The organism is Microcoleus sp. S36b_A4 (assembly GCF_036700645.1).
Classification (GTDB): domain Bacteria; phylum Cyanobacteriota; class Cyanobacteriia; order Cyanobacteriales; family Microcoleaceae; genus Microcoleus.
The window spans coordinates 1-18376 of sequence record NZ_JAUBPI010000038.1; the positions used below are offsets into that span (position 1 = coordinate 1).

Annotated in this window: 16 protein-coding genes; 10 read left to right on the top strand and 6 right to left on the bottom strand. The window is 46.8% G+C overall.

Going from position 1 to position 18376, the window contains the following annotated elements:
* Positions 1–329 precede the first annotated feature (329 nt).
* The 4 genes from QUA03_RS14340 (at position 330) to QUA03_RS14355 (ending at position 3734) form a co-directional block, all read left to right on the top strand.
* On the top strand, positions 330–1082 hold the full coding sequence (locus tag QUA03_RS14340) for a hypothetical protein (protein ID WP_333212965.1): 753 nt from the start codon (positions 330–332) through the stop codon (positions 1080–1082).
* Positions 1083–1110: 28 nt separating this feature from the next.
* Positions 1111–1236: an alpha-E domain-containing protein gene (locus QUA03_RS14345; protein ID WP_445304854.1), complete on the top strand. Its 126-nt coding sequence runs from the start codon at positions 1111–1113 to the stop codon at positions 1234–1236.
* 83 nt (positions 1237–1319) lie between these two features.
* Entirely contained in the window at positions 1320–2957 is a 1638-nt protein-coding gene (locus QUA03_RS14350; protein ID WP_333212966.1) for a family 10 glycosylhydrolase, read from the top strand.
* Positions 2958–3149: 192 nt separating this feature from the next.
* Positions 3150–3734: a Uma2 family endonuclease gene (locus QUA03_RS14355; protein WP_333212967.1), complete on the top strand. Its 585-nt coding sequence runs from the start codon at positions 3150–3152 to the stop codon at positions 3732–3734.
* Between the two features lie 130 nt (positions 3735–3864).
* Here the strand turns inward: QUA03_RS14355 and argF are convergent, their stop codons facing one another.
* Entirely contained in the window at positions 3865–4785 is a 921-nt protein-coding gene (gene argF, locus QUA03_RS14360) for an ornithine carbamoyltransferase (protein WP_333212968.1), read from the bottom strand.
* 99 nt (positions 4786–4884) lie between these two features.
* Positions 4885–5895, bottom strand: a complete 1011-nt coding sequence (gene dusB, locus QUA03_RS14365; protein WP_333212969.1) for a tRNA dihydrouridine synthase DusB — start codon at positions 5893–5895, stop codon at positions 4885–4887.
* 463 nt (positions 5896–6358) lie between these two features.
* Here dusB and QUA03_RS14370 point away from each other — a divergent pair, with 463 nt between their 5' ends.
* The 3 genes from QUA03_RS14370 (at position 6359) to QUA03_RS14380 (ending at position 10208) form a co-directional block, all read left to right on the top strand.
* Complete coding sequence (locus QUA03_RS14370; protein ID WP_333212970.1) at positions 6359–7951, top strand: glucose-6-phosphate isomerase; 1593 nt, start codon at positions 6359–6361, stop codon at positions 7949–7951.
* Positions 7952–8014: 63 nt separating this feature from the next.
* Positions 8015–8749 (top strand): DNA-binding response regulator, encoded by a 735-nt coding sequence (locus QUA03_RS14375; RefSeq protein WP_333212971.1) that lies wholly within the window; start codon positions 8015–8017, stop codon positions 8747–8749.
* 58 nt (positions 8750–8807) lie between these two features.
* Entirely contained in the window at positions 8808–10208 is a 1401-nt protein-coding gene (locus QUA03_RS14380; protein ID WP_333212972.1) for a hypothetical protein, read from the top strand.
* 1 nt (position 10209) lies between these two features.
* Here QUA03_RS14380 and QUA03_RS14385 read toward each other — a convergent pair whose 3' ends face one another.
* The 4 genes from QUA03_RS14385 to murC form a co-directional block, all read right to left on the bottom strand.
* Complete coding sequence (locus QUA03_RS14385; protein ID WP_333212973.1) at positions 10210–10710, bottom strand: low molecular weight protein-tyrosine-phosphatase; 501 nt, start codon at positions 10708–10710, stop codon at positions 10210–10212.
* 190 nt (positions 10711–10900) lie between these two features.
* The gene (locus QUA03_RS14390) at positions 10901–11251 is read right to left on the bottom strand and encodes a YbaB/EbfC family nucleoid-associated protein (RefSeq protein ID WP_006634273.1); all 351 of its coding nucleotides are present in this window, start codon (positions 11249–11251) and stop codon (positions 10901–10903) included.
* A gap of 62 nt (positions 11252–11313) precedes the next feature.
* The gene (gene murB / locus QUA03_RS14395) at positions 11314–12270 is read right to left on the bottom strand and encodes a UDP-N-acetylmuramate dehydrogenase (protein ID WP_333057143.1); all 957 of its coding nucleotides are present in this window, start codon (positions 12268–12270) and stop codon (positions 11314–11316) included.
* A gap of 150 nt (positions 12271–12420) precedes the next feature.
* Positions 12421–13977 carry a UDP-N-acetylmuramate--L-alanine ligase gene (gene murC / locus QUA03_RS14400; protein WP_333212974.1) on the bottom strand — a complete coding sequence of 519 codons (1557 nt, stop codon included), beginning with the start codon at positions 13975–13977 and terminating at the stop codon, positions 12421–12423.
* Between the two features lie 961 nt (positions 13978–14938).
* Here murC and nadD point away from each other — a divergent pair.
* The 3 genes from nadD to QUA03_RS14415 all read left to right on the top strand — a co-directional run bounded on the left by nadD (position 14939) and on the right by QUA03_RS14415 (position 18233).
* The gene (gene nadD, locus QUA03_RS14405) at positions 14939–15655 is read left to right on the top strand and encodes a nicotinate (nicotinamide) nucleotide adenylyltransferase (RefSeq protein WP_333212975.1); all 717 of its coding nucleotides are present in this window, start codon (positions 14939–14941) and stop codon (positions 15653–15655) included.
* A 191-nt stretch (positions 15656–15846) separates the two neighbouring features.
* Complete coding sequence (locus tag QUA03_RS14410; protein WP_333212976.1) at positions 15847–16866, top strand: type I glyceraldehyde-3-phosphate dehydrogenase; 1020 nt, start codon at positions 15847–15849, stop codon at positions 16864–16866.
* Positions 16867–17279: 413 nt separating this feature from the next.
* On the top strand, positions 17280–18233 hold the full coding sequence (locus QUA03_RS14415; RefSeq protein ID WP_333212977.1) for a GDP-mannose 4,6-dehydratase: 954 nt from the start codon (positions 17280–17282) through the stop codon (positions 18231–18233).
* Positions 18234–18376 lie beyond the last annotated feature (143 nt).

Below are 18376 nucleotides of genomic sequence, written 5' to 3' on the forward strand. Positions count from 1 at the left end.
ATAAGTTTCCCACGATCCCAGACCCATGCAAATACTACCCTTGACAATTTCCCTTTTTCCTTAACTTGTCACCAATGAAGCAATTCTTACAGTTAAAAAAGGTGAGAATTCTTTTCTAGATCCTAATTTGTTACCCTATTATTGGCCTAAATCTACAAAAACGGTGATTGACCCAACTATATTCACTGTTCCCGAATATGAAGTTGTTTCAAGTGCAGCTTTTTCTCGAACACCCGCGGTTTTTCAACACAAGAAGGCTGCTGCATATTACTTAAAATTAGCTAAGGAGTATTTTTTGTATGAGTAATTCTGAGAACATCGGTAAGTTAATGGACTTGGATTTAGCTAAAATTGAATCAGCAGAATCCTGCTCTGAGTCAGAGTTTATCATTGCCGGAGCCGCCGAAGCCGTATTGCAAGCAGGTAATCGCAATTGGATTCCGATTATTGTTAAAGAAACAGGCGACTATCAGTATCAAGTTGTGAGCAATCACTTTGTCTATGCTGTAGCTCAACAAGCCAAATTAGATTCAGTATGGTGTATTGTCATTGACCCAAAACCATCAAATATTGAACAAGCGAAGATTCTAGCGCGAGAAGCAAATCCCACAGTCAATCTGAGTACAGCATCAAAAGACACTATTATAGCTGTACTTAAATACTTAGTTAAAGAGCATAATTGGAAAAATGTAAAACCTGTTGAAACTGCCAATAAAATTGTAGATTCTAACCGTGAGCAATGGTCAGATTTCACCCCCCTGACTAAGTTACAATGTGGTTTGACTAAGGCGAGATTAGATTTTATTGCTAAAGTATTTTCTATATCACCGCCACCGCCGCCGCCTCCTCCTCCTCAAGCAGTCAGCGTGAAACGTGCATCAAAAGATGAAATTTTTGACCGTCTCAACTATTTATCAACTAATAAAATAGGCGGCTTTGAAAATATTGATGCCGAAAAAACAGCCGATGCTATCTTCACCGCGAATAAAGGCAAGTGGAAAACGCTCAGTCCAATTTCCAAACTTGAATGCGGCATTGATACAGCCAAAATGAAAATCATTAAAACCGTATTTAGCCTGTAAAACTATGTTAAGTGGTGTAGCGGATTAAATTTACTGGCTCAACCGCTATATTGAAAAATCGGAAAATATCGCCCATTTTGCCGAGGTCAATTTTAATCTCATTCTCGACTCTCCCAGCGGTATTACTCAACTATTTACCGATCTGCCCACTTAATGTACCATTGTGCGAAAATGTCAAGCGGACGCTCAAACCAAAAGTCCGTAAAGGACTGTTAAACGCTCTCTCACACATTTCTGATGCGAAATACCAAAACATTCTTTTTGTCAAGCTTGTTCCTGATTGGCTTAACAATTAGTTTTCTGCTGACTCCTGGTTGGTTCTCCAACTTCCCATCCCGCGCTAGCGCAACTATGCCTCCACAAACCCAAACCGCCGAATTTCGCGCCTTCTGGGTGGACGCCTTCAACCCCGGCTTCAAAACCCCTCAAGAAGTCACAAAATTGATCGCAGACGCGCAGCGGGCCAATGCCAACGCCATCGTCGCCCAAGTCCGCCGCCGTGGCGATGCTTTTTACACGAGTGCGATCGAACCCCGCACCCTCGATCCCAACGTTCCCCCCGGTTTCGATCCCCTGCAAGATTTGATTGACAAAGCCCACGCCGCAGGCATTGAAGTACACGCTTGGATGGTGACGCTGCCGGTGGTTTCGGGCACCAAACTTCCCGCCGGTCACGTTTGGCAACAACACGGGCCTTCTGCCCCCGGCAGCGACAATTGGGCAATGCTGACTTACGGTGGGGAAGCCCAAGGCTATCTCGATCCCGGCCATCCAGACGCCGTAGATTATACTGTTTCCGTCTATTTGGATTTGCTGAAGCGCTACGATGTGGACGGCGTACAGTTGGATTACGTGCGCTACGGCGGGCCGACTTGGGGCTACAATCCGGCTGCGATCGCCCGTTTCAATCAGCAAACAGGTCGATCGGGCAAACCCGCACCCACCGATCCCGCCTGGATGCAGTGGCGGCGAGATCAGGTGACAAATTTAGTGCGGAAGCTTTATGTAGAAAGCCTTGCGATTAAACCGCGTGTTAAAATTACCGCCGCCACGATCGCCTGGGGAGACGGCCCGAAAAACGAGGCAGGATGGTATCAAACACAGCCCTACAAAGAAGTATTGCAAGATTGGCGCGCTTGGCTGGAAGAAGGGATTGTAGACATGGCGATGCCGATGACTTACCAGCGCGAGTACAAACGATCGCAAAAACTCGCTTACGACAACTGGATCGAGTATGCCAAAGACCACCAGTATAACCGCCAAATTGCGATCGGCCCCGGCAATTACCTCAACTACATCGAAGACACTCTCGCGCAGGTTCGCCGCGCCGAACAGCCGTCTGCGAAAGGAAATAACATAGCGGGTACGGTGCTGTATTCCTACGCTAGCAGCAACGTGTACACGAATGTGGAACTGCGATCGGGCGGTAGCGGTGATTTGCCCCGCCAGCCTTGGAAATACGTTCCCCAAAGCAACGATTTGTTTTACACCGCGCTTTCGCAGCCGAGTCAATACGTTGACGCTGCGACGGGCAAAACCTATGAAACTCAGCCTGTGTGGGCGACAGCAGCAGCCGTTCCCGATATGCCTTGGAAGTCGCGGCCGACTACAGGTGCGATCGCCGGAAATTTGCAGCAGTGCGATTCCCTACGGGATAGCTTCGCCGCGCGTACTTGCGACGGTGCCAGCTTGACATTGCAGTCGATCGATGCTGCTGGCCAGGTGCGTCAACTGCGCGCCGATGGTAAAGGATGGTTTGGGGCGATCGAGCTTTCTCCGGGAACTTATCAGTTGAAAGTTGACGGCAGTCAAATTCAACAAACTGTTAATGTTGTCGCCGGTGACGTAACAAAAATCAATCTCGGAGCATCTTAATCAACTTGTAGTCTACTCGTTACCAGGCAGAGCCTGGTAACGCAGATCCGGAGGCTCTGCCTCCAATTTCCATAAAAGCTTGCGAGGCAGAGCCTCTAGATATCGGTTCCCAGGCAGAGCCTAGGAACCAGTTAATAGCATAAGCTAAAATAAAATCATCCCACATCAAATTATAAATTTATCAATCGAGATATGCTAACAACAGAAGCTGCTTTCACGCTCCGTAAATGGACAGTTAAAGAGTATCACAAACTCGGAGAGATGGGATTTTTTCACCCAGAGGAACGAGTCGAATTACTTTCAGGAAATATCATCAAAATGAGTGCAAAAGGAACTGCTCACACTTCAGCCACGAGACGTACTGCTAGCGTGCTGCGCGATCTTCTGGGAAATCAGGCTGCTATTTATACCCAAGATCCGATCGCCCTTGATGACAATTCCGAACCCGAACCAGATATCGCCGTAGTCAGAATCGATCCTTTTGACTATGCGACTCACCATCCGACTCCCTCAGAGGTATATCTCATTATCGAAGTGGCAGACAGCAGCTTAACTTTCGATCGCGAAATTAAAGCCAAAGCTTACGCGCGATCGGGAATTGCCGATTATTGGGTGCTAAATGTGGGCGATCGACAACTGCACGTTTTTCGAGAACCTACTGAAAATGGCTATCAAAGCGAAGTCATTCTTGTGGAAACTGCGAGCATTTCACCGATCGCATTTCCCGCTTTCAATATCGCAATTCAAGAAATGCTCCCACCAATTATATCCAATTGAAAACCCCATTAAGAACGGGCAAGATGCCCGTTCCACAAAAATTAAAAGTTAGTTATTGTGGGTCGTTGCTCCTAGCCCGCCCTAAAGGGACTATTAAAAACCGCTTGAAAGACCAATTTTTGGCTCCTTCCTAATCGCTTTCCAGAATGCTTGCGAGCAAAGCTTGCTGAGCGTGCATCCGATTTTCTGCTTGATCCCAAACGTGCGATTGACTGCCTTCAATCACTGCATCGGTAATCTCTTCATCGCGGTGTGCGGGCAAACAGTGCAATACAATTGCATTCTTATCTGCTAACTTCAGCAATTGTTCATTTACCTGATATGGCTTAAACAAAGGAATCCTGATTTTTGCTTCCTCTTCCTGTCCCATACTCGCCCAAACATCAGTATAAATCACTTGAGCATTCTTCACAGCAGCTTCTGCGTCCGTCGTCACAGTAACTTCTGTTTTTCCATTAGCAATATTCTTAGCTTTTTCCACTATCTCAGCATTCGGCTGGAAATCTTGAGGGCAAGCAATTCTTACATTCATTCCCGTCATTGCACAGCCCAACATCAGCGAATTAGCCATATTATTGCCATCGCCCAAATAAGTCAAAGTCACCCCTTCCAACTTGCCAAAACACTCTTTTACTGTCATTAAATCCGCCAGCACTTGACATGGGTGTTCGTCATCTGTCAGCGCATTAATCACAGGGATTTTCGCATATTTAGCAAAAGTTGCTAAGTCCTTTTGCTCGAAAGTCCGAATCGCCAAAATGTCTAAATATCTGTCTAAAACCCTGGCTGTATCTACCAAAGGTTCGCCGCGGCTGACTTGTGTAACGTTGGGATTAAGGTCAATCACTTGCCCTCCCAATTTATACATTGCCACCGTAAAACTTACCCGCGTTCGCGTTGAAGCTTTGGAAAATAACAAGCCGAGAACTTTATTGCGTTTCAGCTTGACCATTCCCGATTTTAAACTGGCTGCTAGATCTAGCAAATAATTTAATTCGTCAATGCTTAAATCTGCCAGACTTAATAAATCTCGCCCTTTTAAGGAATCCATGCTTTCCCCCACACACAAATTTTTAACTGTGTCTTAAATCTTAGCCCGCAGAGGTAAATTTTGTTTCTGTAATCCCTAGCTGACATCTGCGGCTAAGGTTTATGCGGGCAATTGCTTGATCGCGCGATCGATCGAATCGCAACCTTGTTCAACCGTTTCTACCACAGCCAACACACCCCGCAATTCCCCAGCGCCGGGGAAACCCTTAGCATACCAGGTTAAGTGCTTGCGCGCTTGGCAAACACCGCTTTCACCTTTATATTCCCACAAAGCCCGCAAATGTTCCTTAGCACATTCGAGACGTTCAATTGGTGTCGGAGCTATCTTTTCTACACCAGTTTTCAAGAAATAATCAACTTCTCCTACCAAAAAAGGATAGCCCAAAGTTCCCCGCGAACACATCACTCCATCAGCGCCGGTTTCTTCCAGACATCGCATCGCTGCTTCCACTGAAAAAATATCCCCGTTAGCAATAACTGGAATCGATAAAACTTCTTTCACTCGGCGAATCCACTCCCATTTTGCCGGACCGGTGTAACCTTGCGATCGAGTGCGGCCGTGCACGGTAATCATTTTTGCTCCCGCATCTTCCATCCGCTTCGCAAATTCCAAAATATTAATTTCTTTGTCAGTCCAACCAATCCGAGTTTTAACCGTGACAGGAACATCTACTGCTTCCACAACAGCCCGCACAATTGCCTCGGCCGTTTCCGGATCTCGCAGCAGGGAAGAACCGCCGCCGTTTTTAGTAATTTTGTTAACCGGACAGCCCATATTAATATCAACTGTATCCGCTCCTTCTGCCACTGCTTTCTGCGCCGCTTCTGCCAAGAAATCCGGCCGGCAGTCAAACAATTGAATGCTAATCGGGCGCTCGTTCGGGTCAACTTCCATAATTCTCGGCAGTTGCTTCACGTAGTGCAAACCCGTAGCGTTCACCATTTCCGTGTACATCATCGAATCTGGCGCGTAGCGGCGCACCAGGCGGCGAAATACCAAATCGGTAACGCCGGATAAGGGCGATTGCAGGACGCGACTTTTAACTTCAAAATCGCCGATTTTGAGCGGAGTTGCTAACCTTTCTTTTAATTCGGGAGATAGAGTAAGCATAGTCGATCGCACTTTAATTCTAATATCTGTATATTATACTACACTTGCGATACTTGACAGTTGTTAATTATATTTTTAGCCGATTATTGAGTGGCAGCTAAAAGTATATTTAACCTGACCGCAATGCCTATTTTACACATCCCGATCGCCCGAATTTGAATATTGTGAAACCAGAACCCAAACGCCAACGCCGACCACAGTTAAATCTCTGTGCCTCTTCGCTCTATCTATGGGGTGTGGCCATTAATGGGGGATCTACCTACTAAGAGTGTTGCCCAAGTCATATTTTTCTTGTTTAATCGTGCCGAATGCTCTGCTTGCCTTCAGAACCGGCTGCCTTCAGACGATTAATGCTTAAATTTATTGGGATTCTGCAAAAGCCGTACATCAGATCGTTTTAAACTACAATTGGTGGATTCCTGACGACGCCGATCGAACATTAAAAAAATTGTAGAGAATTCCTATGGACGCCGCAGCACTCTGGCAACGCTATCAAGACTGGCTTTACTATCACGAGGGATTGGGACTTTACCTCGATATCAGCCGCATGGGATTCGACGACGCTTTCGCAGCAGCACTGAAGCCCAAATTTGACAAAGCTTTCAAAGACATGGCAGCTTTAGAAGCAGGTGCGATCGCCAATCCCGACGAAAACCGCATGGTAGGCCACTACTGGCTGCGAAACCCCGATTTAGCTCCCACTCCAGAATTAAAACAAGAAATAGTCGAAGGCATATCACAAGTCGAAGCATTTGTCAAAAAAATTCAAAACCGCGATATTAAACCGCCCTTTGCTCCGCAATTTACCGACATAATTTCGATCGGCATCGGTGGTTCCGCCCTCGGCCCCCAATTTGTCTCCGAAGCTTTATCCCCAGACATTCCGCCCCTAGCAATACATTTTATCGACAACACAGATCCCGCCGGGATCGATCGCATCCTTAACAAAATCAAAGACAAACTCGCCAGCACCCTAGTAATTACTATCTCCAAATCCGGCGGCACCCCCGAACCCCGCAACGGGATGATCGAAGTTCAAAAAGCCTTCGCCGCCGAAAAACTGGATTTTGCCAAACAAGCAATTGCCATCACCGGAGTTGACAGCCAACTAGACAAATTAGCCAAATCCGAAGGCTGGATTACCACTTTTCCAATGGCAGATTGGGTAGGAGGACGCACTTCCGAATTGTCAGCAGTCGGACTTTTGCCAGCAGCTTTGCAAGGCATCGATATTCGGGCGATGCTCGATGGTGCTAAAGTCATGGACGAAGCGACCAGAACCACCGACATCAAACATAATCCCGCCGCCTTGTTAGCAATGTCCTGGTATTTTGCTTGCAACGGACGTGGCGAAAAAGATATGGTAGTTTTGCCGTATAAAGATTCACTGCTATTGTTCAGCCGGTACTTGCAGCAATTAGTCATGGAATCGATCGGCAAACAGGAAGATTTAGACGGCAACACAGTTCATCAAGGAATCGCAGTTTATGGCAACAAAGGCACCACCGACCAACACGCCTACGTCCAGCAACTGCGAGACGGCGTGGCGAATTTCTTCCTAACATTTATCGAAGTTTTGCAAGACAGACAAGGCATTTCCCCAGAAGTAGAAACCGGCGTCACTTCAGGAGATTATTTGTCGGGTTTGTTGCAGGGAACTCGACAAGCTTTGTACGAAAATCACCGAGATTCCATTACTGTCACAATTCCCCAAGTCAACCCGGAGACAGTAGGAGCATTAATCGCCCTCTACGAAAGAGCAGTAGGTTTTTACGGTTCCTTGGTGAATGTCAATGCCTATCACCAGCCAGGGGTTGAAGCAGGCAAAAAAGCAGCCGCTGCTGTATTGGACTTGCAGCAACGGGTACTGCAAGTGCTCAAAGACGCCCAAAAACCTCTGTCTGTAGCAGAACTAGCAAAAAAAGCAGGAAGACCAGAGCAAATCGAGACAATTTATAAAACTCTGCGGCATTTGGCAGCCAATGGGCGCGGCGTAGCTTTGGAGGGCAAATTAGGACAACCGGCTGCTTTAACTGCAAGTTATCAAGAGAATTAAACAGTAGAATTAAACATTAAAAGTGAAATTAGTCACTTTTAATGTTTAATTTTTAATTCCCCCATGCCATTAACGATTCTGGTTGCTGACGACGATTTCGCGACTCGCTTGTCAATTACCGATTATCTAGAAATTACCGGATACTCTGTAATCGCTGCTGAGAACGGCAAAGAAGCTTTAGGCTTGGTAGATGAATTTCAGCCGCACTTGATTGTTACCGACATTACAATGCCCCAGATGGATGGCTACGAATTCGTGCGGCGAGTTCGGACTCGTCCCTCTTTCCGCTTGCTGCCGGTGATTTTTTTGACGGAACGTACGAGCACGCAGGAACGGATTCGCGGCTATCAGATGGGGTGCGACAATTATCTGGCTAAACCTTTTGAACTCCAGGAATTGGGGGCAGTTATTCGCTCTTTACTCGATCGCTACGCTCTAATCGCTCAGGCTCCCTCTCGTTCCCCCGAACCCGAACCAACGCCAACAGAGGCACGCAGCAGAGCCAATGACAAGCCAGAAGCAGATTTTTTAACTCAAAAGTCAAACACAGGCGATTCCCTACGGGATAGCTCCGCTTCACGGGCATCTCCCAGCCAAAATGCTCCGAGTTTGACGCAGCGAGAGCGACAAGTGCTAGATTTGCTGACAGAAGGTCTTTCTAATATTCAAATAGGCTCCACACTCCACCTCAGCCCTCGAACGATCGAAAAGCACGTCAGCAGCTTGTTCCGAAAAACTGAAAGCAACAATCGAGCAGAACTCGTTCGCTTTGCTATGGAACACCATTTAGTCAGATAACCGCCAACGCTCTGGGAAAGAAAATTACCTGCACTTACTACGCTGAATAAATAACATCATGGTCAACAATTACTTAAAAAATCAGAAAATTCTATATGCTGTAGCATTAGCAGCTTCTATAATTTTCTGTATTGCCATGACCTCCATGGGAATCACCAAGTATTACAGCGTTTTACAGGGTGGAGACAACTATAACGATTTCCCTACCAGCGGTTTCAGCCTCATCCGAATTCTAATTAACGGTTCCTACTTGATAGCAACAGTTACATATATTATCTGGTTAATTCAAAAAAAACAGACAAGTTCCAGCTTTCTAGATATTTGCAAGTATGCAATCCCCTTTCTGGCACTGGCCCTCATAACTTATCCCCAAAGCAGTGACATTTATATGTACTTGCATTACGGAGCGATGAGCTTACATAAAATTAATCCTTACCTGAATAATTCCGATACCTTAATTTCTAACGTATCTCCCTTCCTCCACTGGGGGCAAACTTCTACCTACGGCCCCGTTTCTTTATTCTTTTTTGCCCTATCAGCACTTGGTGTACCAATTAGCCCTTTACTAGCAGTTTATATTTTTAAAATAATCTGCGTGTTGGTACACGCGCTCAATAGCTACTTAATTTGGCGGTTGCTAACAAATTCTGAAAACCGTAACCTCATAACAATCGCTTATTTAGTCAATCCCATGCTATTGAATGAGCAAATAGCTAATGCTCACCTCGACGTTTTGCTGGCTAATACATTGATTGTTTTAATAGGATGTATTTATTACCAACGTTATGTTTTTGCAATTTTGGCAATTTGGGTAGGTTTTTTAATAAAAACCTTACCTATAATTTGGCTACCCTTAGTTGCTGCTTTCCTCTGCAAGCAGCGTCGGTGGAAAGATTTAGCAGCATCAGTCTTGCTTTCTTTATTAATTATCGCGGTGATAACTTATACATTTATGCCAACCGTTTCAGCTTGGAGAAGTCTTTTAAATCCAGGAACCGCCGGGGCGACGGCTCGATCGTTTCACCATGCAATCAATTTATTTATGAATTTTTTACCCAATGTAAGTGTTGAAACTAGGAAAAGTATTCTATTATTAGTCAAATATTTTGCGTATTTAAGCTGGATTGTTTACTATACAGGAACGTTAATGAAATCATTATTCCGCAAAAAATATTCGGAAATTAATTTGGTATCAGATATTGGATGGACGACTCTCACTTTGTTTTTGTTTGCTACACCTTGGCTAATGCCTTGGTATCCATCTATTTTGCTGCCAATTGCGGCTTTGAGTATCAATTCTCCCCATTTTGTATTGACAAGTTTAACTTTTTCGTTGTCACCCAGTCTCATTTTGGGAGCGGGAGCGGGAACAACTGTGATCTCCCTAGTTACGAGTTTTATTAGCGTTGTCCCCCCTACAGCATGGCTAATATTCGGGCGGAAAAAGGCACTTTTTTAATTTAAATTGATTGCTGACCGCCAACTGTTAATTTTTCTTGACTGACAACGTACTCCAACAAACCCTCGCAAGCATCGTGCAGCAAATCAATTACTCGATCGAATCCCTCCGGGCCACCGTAGTAAGGATCTGGCACTTCTTTAAGGTCGTATTTCTGGCAAAAATCGCACATCAGCCGCACTTTATCTTTATACTTTCCAGCCGCATCCAGGGCAAGAATATTGCGATAATTTTCTCGATCCATGGCCAGAATCAAATCAAACTTTTCAAAATCGTTTTTGGAAAATTGGCGGGCTTCGCCTAGCAATTCAATGTCTCGCTTCCTCGCCGCCAATGCCATCCGCCTGTCAGGGGGGCTGCCAATGTGATAGCTAGCAGTTCCGGCAGAATCGCAGGTGATACGATCGCTCAAACCAGCTTCTTTAATTAAGTGATTCATAATATTTTCTGCTGAGGGCGATCGGCAGATATTTCCGAGGCAGACAAACAATAATTTAGTCATTAGTCATTAGTTATTAGTCAGTCAACAGTCAACAGTGCTAATTTGTAGGGTACGTCGCTTTCAGAGTCAATCTGCAAGTTCCATCGAACATGGAGCAGCGACGCACCTTACTAGAGCGGTTTTCCAGAAAGTTTAATCAATCAGTCAACAGTCAACAGTCAACAATTGACTAATGACTAATGACTAATGACTAACCGAAACCGGGGAGATTTAGTCCACCGGTGAGTTCTTCCATTTTCTCCCGCATCGTCATCGTAGACTTAGCGTAAGCATCCTGCATCGCCACCGTGACGAGTTCAGAAACCACATCAGCACCTTCACCGAGGGCATCCGGTGAGATTTCCACGCGGCGGGGTTCTTGGTTGCCGCTGAGAAAAACCTTGACCAAGCCGCCGCCGGCAGTTCCCTCAATTTCCATTACATCCAACTCTTCTTGGAGCTTTTTAGCTCCTTCTTGAACCTGCTGAGCTTTTTTGAAAGCTTCAGTCAGTTCTTTCATTTTGCCCAGGCCGAAGCCAAATCCTTGTCCTGATTTTGTCATAACTACTTTGTGATGGTGTGTGGGCTGGCAGTCTGCCGTTTCCGTATTACTTCAATGATGCCTTAGAAGGGAAACTCTCCCAGTATTCTAACTTCTGGCTCCAACAACAGCGACCACCGCTGCTCGACTTGCTGTTGAACGTGGCGGATCACTTGAAAAATATCATTGGCTGTTGCCGACCCGCAGTTAAGAATAAAATTAGCATGGCGCTGAGCTACTTGTGCGCCGCCGATCTGATATCCCTTCAGCCCCGCTTGTTCGATGAACCAACCGGCCGTCTTGGGGCCGGGGTTACGGAAGACTGAGCCACAGCTCGGTAAGTGATAAGGTTGAGTTGTCCGTCGCTGGCTGAAATGGTCATTAGTTTCTGCCATTACTTGCGATCGGTCAAATCCCGGCTGTAACTGGAAAGTCGCTTCTGTTACTAGCCGATCGCCCCCTTGCAGCACCGAAGTCCGGTAGCGGTACTCCAACTCTTGGGGAGTCAGAATTTCCACCTTACCACCAGGGGATAGGACGCGAGCGTTGACCAGAATATCAGCAGTACAGCCTCTGTGAGCGCCTGCATTCATCACCACAGCCCCTCCCACAGTACCGGGTATGCCGACGGCCCATTCTAGACCTTTCCAGCCCCGTTTAGCCGCCAACCAAGCGAGGCGGGGAATTGACTCTCCCGCCCCCGCTGTCACTTGACCTGTTTCTGGATTAAAATTCACCTGTTTCAGGTAGCGAGTGCCGACGACCAAACCGGACAAACCCCGATCGCTCACCAACAAATTAGAACCCGCACCCAGCAGAGTCACCGGCACTCCTTCATCGTGTGCCCAGGCAAAACTCGCTTGCAAAGCCTCCATACTGCGGGGAGCAACGTACCACTCGGCAGGGCCGCCGACTCGGAACGAAGTCAGGCCCGCCAGGGAAACTTGGGAATTAATCTTGCAATCAGTTCCCCGCAAAGAAATAGGAGAATACACTCGCCGATTGTCCTTAACAGAGGAGTCATTCGAGATAGTCACCATCTTGAAAATCCTTAAAAATACCTTCGCTCGAAGACGTGGTTGAAAATTCGTTTAGCTAACTTATGTGGCCGCTTTGAGCGAGCCGTCCGACAGAAGTTTCGGCACAACGTGCCACGCCATAATGTCGATCAACTCTACTCAGTTCGCGAGCTAATCGGGGCGATCGGCTTGTTGATAAAAAGCCATAACCTCTGGAATAATCTGATTCAGATTACCAGCGCCCAAAAACAGAGCCAAATCCCCCGGTTGCAGATTTTTGGTTAAAAACTTAGTGACTGACTCTAGGGAAGGCGCAAACTCAACATCTCGGCCTTCTTTAGCAATCAAATCAGCAACTTGCTGCCCGCTAATTTCTCCTAAATTTGGTTCCCCAGCACTATAAATATCGCAAGCCACAACCAAATCAGCATCCCCAAAAGATTGAGCAAATTCTGGCAAAAATGTCAGAGTCCGGCTGTAACGGTGGGGTTGAAAAATTGCAACCACTCTTCGGGATTTGGGATTTTTTTCGCTACCTTCGATCCGCAAGCGAGCCGCCGCCAAGGTGACACGAATTTCGCTAGGATGGTGAGCGTAGTCGTCCACAAACAGGATGTCATTGTGAAAACCCCGCACCTCAAAACGGCGGCGAGCTCCTTCAAAGCCAGCAATCGCTTTGGCAATGGCCGAAAACTCTAACCCCAACAATCGGCCCACTGCTACCGCAGCTAGTGCATTGCTGAGATTGTGTGTGCCCAGCAACTTCAACTCCATTTCCCCTAGGAAAGTTCCTCGCTCCCAAATCCGGGCCTTGGTGCTTTCTGCTCCGTACTCCACGTCCGAAGCCGTGTAGTCAGCACCGCTGTCCGGCTGCAAGCTGTAGCTGACATGAGGCTGAAGGGAATCTTTGACGATTTGATCGTCAATGCAGCCCACCAAGGTTTGACAGTTTTGGGCAAACACCTTAAATGTGTCTATTACCTGGTCAAGGGTATCGTAATGGTCTGGATGATCCAGTTCCACATTCGTCACTATGCCAATTTTGGCTACCAGCTTAACGAGAGAACCGTCGGATTCATCAGCCTCGGCCACTAAGTAGGGCCCTTCCCCCAAACGGGCATTGCCTTCCCAAGCATTTACCTCGCCTCCTACTACGATCGTCGGGTCTAGACCCGCCGCCATCAGCATGAAGCCGATTAAGCTGCTAGTAGTAGTTTTGCCATGAGTACCGGCTACGGCTATGCTTTGGTAATCTTGAATTAACGCTGCCAACACATCCGATCGATGAAAAATCGGACAGCCCAAATCTAAAGCAGCTCGATATTCGGCATTGGCTGGGTGAATAGCCGTCGAACATACTACTTGAGGCAATCCCGGAATTGCTTGGGCGCTTGAACCGTTGCCGTTCAATTGGAGAGCTTCGGCTGTCGCGACAGAAGTCCCTACCGTACCCCCGACTATCGAGGATACTGCCCTTTCCTGTTGCCCGCAGTCGGGACTGCTACCGTTAAGGGCCGTTTGAAATAGTTCAAAATTGCTGGCGTCTTGACTCCAAAAAATATGAGCTCCCATTCCTTGCAAGCGCTCGGTTATGTGACTCGATTTAATGTCGGAGCCGTACACAGGCAACTTGCGTTTAGCTAGAATGTAGGCAAGGGCTGACATCCCAATCCCACCAATGCCGATGAAATGAAATGGTCTACCGCTAAAATCAACAGAACTCGGCATCTTTGCTCCTCACACACCACACCACGCCAATAACACGCGATATCATATCAAGAATTGTTTTTTCAGGATACAGTTCGCTAGAGATTTTGTACAAAATTCTCTGCGCGTCCCTAGATTTGCGGGACTTGTAGAGATGTTTGTCTTGTATCCTATATGACTTAGTACCGAGTAGTTTTCCGGAACAGTCACAGCTCGAAAATTGCAGGTAACAGAAAACGGGGTCTGGGGTCGGGGTCAATAGACTAATTTTGGGTGATTGCATACTCCTGCATTCTTTCTATTTCGATCCGCCTGCTGTGCTGGGATACGGCAGCAAAAGCCCCACAACCTTTCTACCAAGATTGAGGGTAAAACCCATAAGGATTTACAAACACTACCACGAACAACAAAATTTCGCTCATTTTGTAGTCATTTATCTAGTTGTACGGTCATTTTTTCTTGAAAGTCAGAGATTGACACGAGCGCAGCTATAGTATATATTCTTACTTTATTGTATATATACAAGGTATGCAGTTAGTCGAAATAGTCGCAAAGCCATAGATCAAACCAAATCATTGGTTTGATAGAGAAGCCGATCGACGCTTTTGGCAGTCCTTAAAATTTTTACCACTGCGCTAAGTATATCTACCCTCAAAACTTTTTCGGTCGCCCACAAACGAATGCTCAGGCGGTCGATCGCGCACTCAAAACAAGTTGGGATTAATATTGGCAAGGTTAATCATCCAGTCCCGCACCCAATCCGACGCTGAAACATGGTTTTTTAAGTCTTATTGAAGGTTGGAACGAATTAAGGGGGTTGAAAAAACCGGTTTCAGCGTCCAGGGCGATCGTTGAAACTAGCGTCGTCCAGGGGTTTGTCCCCGATGTGAAGCGAGGGTTTTCTAATAAACGAGCTTATGGTTAAAAGTGTATAAACATAAAAGTGGCGCGATGTCTGTATTAATCCTGATTTTGGGGAAATATGGGGAAAATAGCGATTTTGGGGGGGACTTTTGACCCGGTTCACTGGGGTCACGTGTTGGTAGCCGAGACGGCTGCGAGTCAATTTGCTCTCGATCGAATCATTTGGGTACCGGATCGCTCTCCTCCTCACAAAGAGCGCCCGGATTTGGCAAGTTTTGAGCGGCGGCGGGAAATGCTGGCTTTGGCAATCGCCGATCGGCCTGACTTCCTAATTTCGCCGCGGTCGGCCAATCCCAGAGGCAGTTGTTTTGCGATCGACACCTTGCTGTATTTGCAAAAATTGTATCCCGGCGATCATCGCTGGTACTGGATTATTGGTAGTGACGCACTCCTTACTCTCCCCAAATGGTACCGGTGCGGCGAAATTGCCGGGTTGTGCGACTGGTTGGTGGCCCCGCGTCCGACTCAGGGAGATCGAGAGACATCAGAAAGCGGGGAGATTGGGGAACTGTCAGAGTGGGGAGATTGTCCGAGTGGAAAACCCATCGATTCCGGGGGAGACAGGATGCAGGTTCAGGCAAATGCTGTGGGCCGACGAGTTGCCGAACAAATGGCTCTTCTGGACGTGAAAATTCGCTGGGAGGTGCTGTCCATGGCTGCGATCGAGATTTCGTCGAGCCACATCCGCCGCTGCTGCGCCGAAAGTCGCAACCTCCGCTACTTAGTCCCGGAAGTTGTACAAACTTATATTGCTGCCCATCAGCTTTACCAGTAACCAGCGGCAGAAAGCCTAATGCCTTCTGCCTTGCAATTTCAGCCTTCTAGAAAAGTTCAAGCTTTTTTGATCGACACAAAAAGTTAGAAAGGATCGACCTTTGCGATATGATCTTGTCTCATAAGTCAATTCTTAAATTTTTCCAAAATTTAAGCCTGAGCTAAGGGCTGCCATCGTTAGGAGGTACTAAAGTGATTCGAGTCGCGATCAATGGTTTTGGACGTATCGGGCGCAGTTTTGCGCGCTGCTGGCTGGGCAGAGAAAACAGCCAGCTAGAGTTGGTAGCTATTAATGACACTTCCGATCCCAGAAGTAATGCTCACTTGCTGAGATACGATTCCATGATGGGAACGTTGAAGAATGTGGACATCAGTGCGGATGAAAACTCCATTACTCTCAACGGCAAGACAGTTAAATGCGTGAGCGATCGCAACCCGCTAAACTTGCCTTGGAAAGATTGGGGTATTGATCTGATTATTGAATCGACCGGTGTCTTCGTTGACCAAGCTGGTGCATCGAAGCATATCACTGCCGGCGCTAAAAAAGTGCTAATTACCGCTCCCGGCAAGGGTTCTGAAGTTGGCACTTATGTGATGGGAGTCAACCACCACAACTACAAGCACAGTGACTACACTGTCATCAGCAATGCTAGCTGTACTACCAACTGTCTGGCTCCTGTACTGAAAGTGCTTCACGAAAATTTTGGCATCGTCAAAGGCATGATGACCACTACCCACAGCTATACTGGCGACCAGCGCTTGCTGGATGCCAGCCACCGCGACTTGCGGCGGGCCCGGGCGGCAGCAATGAATATTGTGCCGACTTCTACCGGAGCAGCCCAAGCTGTGGCTTTGGTGATTCCAGAATTGAAGGGCAAGTTAAATGGTATTGCCATGCGCGTGCCGACTCCCAATGTGTCCGTAGTTGATTTTGTGGCTCAGGTAGAGAAAAAGACTTTTACCGAGCAAGTAAATCAAGTGTTCAAAGAAGCTGCCGAAGGCTCCATGAAAGGGATTTTGGAGTACAACGATTTGCCTTTAGTTTCATGCGACTATCGCGGAAGTGATGCTTCTTCGATTCTGGATTCCAGCTTAACGCTGGTGATGGATGGCGATATGGTAAAGGTTTTGGCTTGGTACGACAATGAGTGGGGCTACAGTCAGCGGGTGGTTGACTTGGCTGAATTGGTCGCCGAACGTTGGGAAGCTTAATCCGAAGGTAGAAGGCATTAGTCATTCGGCAGAAGGTGAAAAATGCTGACATTTTGTACTTTTGAGTCGATTTCTAGCTGACTGGTTATTTCTGTTTTCGAGCGGTAGAGACTTTTGGCAGTCGATAGTTGGCGAGTAGAAGATGAAATATAGTAGGGACAAGGCACTGCCGTCCCTACTATATGCTTATGCTGCTACTCCCAGCTATCTATCGAACTTTTTGCAATCATACTTTGATCGGGCTTTTGGGTCTGTTTGATGAGAAATTTGTTGTTGGTAGTAAGCCATTAAACTTGCTCTGAGAACTCCTGAGAAAATCTTAGGTATTAAAAAAAATAATAAAAATTACTATAAAAGCTAAAAAGTCCAAAAATAGCAACAGCTACGGTGTAGTTTTTAAAGCAAAATGTGGTATGAAAAAAGCGTTAATTAGCGGTATATCTGGTCAAGACGGAGCTTATTTAGCTAAACTTTTGCTCGATCGAGGTTATGAAGTTTGGGGCACATCCAGGGACGCCCAAATGTCTAGTTTCGGAAACCTGGCCCGTTTGGGGATCCGAGACAGAGTAAAACTAGAATCCATGTCTCTCAACGATTTTCGCAGCGTTTTGCAGGTACTAGCGAAAATTCAGCCCGACGAAGTGTACAATCTAGCAGGTCAAAGTTCCGTCGCTCTGTCTTTTGAACAACCCGTAGAAACCCTCGAAAGCATTGCCACAGGCACATTGAATCTCTTAGAAGCAATTCGGTTTACAGGTGGTAAAATTAAACTTTACAATGCCAGTTCTAGCGAATGTTTTGGGGATACCGGAGGCAGTGCAGCGGATGAAAATACGCCCTTTCGCCCCAGAAGTCCTTACGCGGTAGCGAAAGCAACGGCATTTTGGGAAGTAGCGAATTATCGGGAAGCGTACAATTTGTTTGCGTGTTCTGGTATTCTGTTCAATCACGAGTCGCCGCTGCGGCCGGAGAGGTTCGTCACCCAAAAAATTGTATCTGTTGTGTGCCGAATTGCTGCAGGTAGTTCCGAAAAACTGCATTTGGGAAATATTTCAGTGCAGCGGGACTGGGGTTGGGCGCCGGAATATGTGGAGGCGATGTATTTGATGTTGCAGCAGGAAGAACCGGACGATTATGTAATTGCCACGGGTGTAAGCTATCCTTTGGAGGAGTTTGTGCAGACAGCGTTTGTTGCTGCGGGTTTGGATTGGCGGGAACATTTGGTAACGGATGCGAGTCTCTACAGACCGACGGAGATTGCAGTTGGGAATGGAAATCCGGGTAAGGCGAAACAGAAGTTGGGCTGGGAGGCGAAGTATAAGATGCCCGATGTGGTGCGGATGATGGTGGAGGTAAGGATGGTTTGAGGGAAAAGTATGGGGTGAAAATATGGAAGGAGAATATACGACGGCTAATGAGTGGTATAAGGCTAATCACCGTGATTTAAAAAAATATTGAGGCGGGTAGATAGCTTATAATCATCAAGGTGTGATTAGTCACGATCGCGATT

Coding starts and splice junctions, on each gene's coding strand:
- QUA03_RS14340 (WP_333212965.1), top strand. CDS start 330: ATGGACTTGGATTTAGCTAAAATTGAATCAGCAGAATCCTGCTCTGAG.
- QUA03_RS14350 (WP_333212966.1), top strand. CDS start 1,320: ATGCGAAATACCAAAACATTCTTTTTGTCAAGCTTGTTCCTGATTGGC.
- QUA03_RS14355 (WP_333212967.1), top strand. CDS start 3,150: ATGCTAACAACAGAAGCTGCTTTCACGCTCCGTAAATGGACAGTTAAA.
- argF (WP_333212968.1), bottom strand. CDS start 4,785: ATGGATTCCTTAAAAGGGCGAGATTTATTAAGTCTGGCAGATTTAAGC.
- dusB (WP_333212969.1), bottom strand. CDS start 5,895: ATGCTTACTCTATCTCCCGAATTAAAAGAAAGGTTAGCAACTCCGCTC.
- QUA03_RS14370 (WP_333212970.1), top strand. CDS start 6,359: ATGGACGCCGCAGCACTCTGGCAACGCTATCAAGACTGGCTTTACTAT.
- QUA03_RS14375 (WP_333212971.1), top strand. CDS start 8,015: ATGCCATTAACGATTCTGGTTGCTGACGACGATTTCGCGACTCGCTTG.
- QUA03_RS14380 (WP_333212972.1), top strand. CDS start 8,808: ATGGTCAACAATTACTTAAAAAATCAGAAAATTCTATATGCTGTAGCA.
- QUA03_RS14385 (WP_333212973.1), bottom strand. CDS start 10,710: ATGACTAAATTATTGTTTGTCTGCCTCGGAAATATCTGCCGATCGCCC.
- QUA03_RS14390 (WP_006634273.1), bottom strand. CDS start 11,251: ATGACAAAATCAGGACAAGGATTTGGCTTCGGCCTGGGCAAAATGAAA.
- murB (WP_333057143.1), bottom strand. CDS start 12,270: ATGGTGACTATCTCGAATGACTCCTCTGTTAAGGACAATCGGCGAGTG.
- murC (WP_333212974.1), bottom strand. CDS start 13,977: ATGCCGAGTTCTGTTGATTTTAGCGGTAGACCATTTCATTTCATCGGC.
- nadD (WP_333212975.1), top strand. CDS start 14,939: ATGGGGAAAATAGCGATTTTGGGGGGGACTTTTGACCCGGTTCACTGG.
- QUA03_RS14415 (WP_333212977.1), top strand. CDS start 17,280: ATGAAAAAAGCGTTAATTAGCGGTATATCTGGTCAAGACGGAGCTTAT.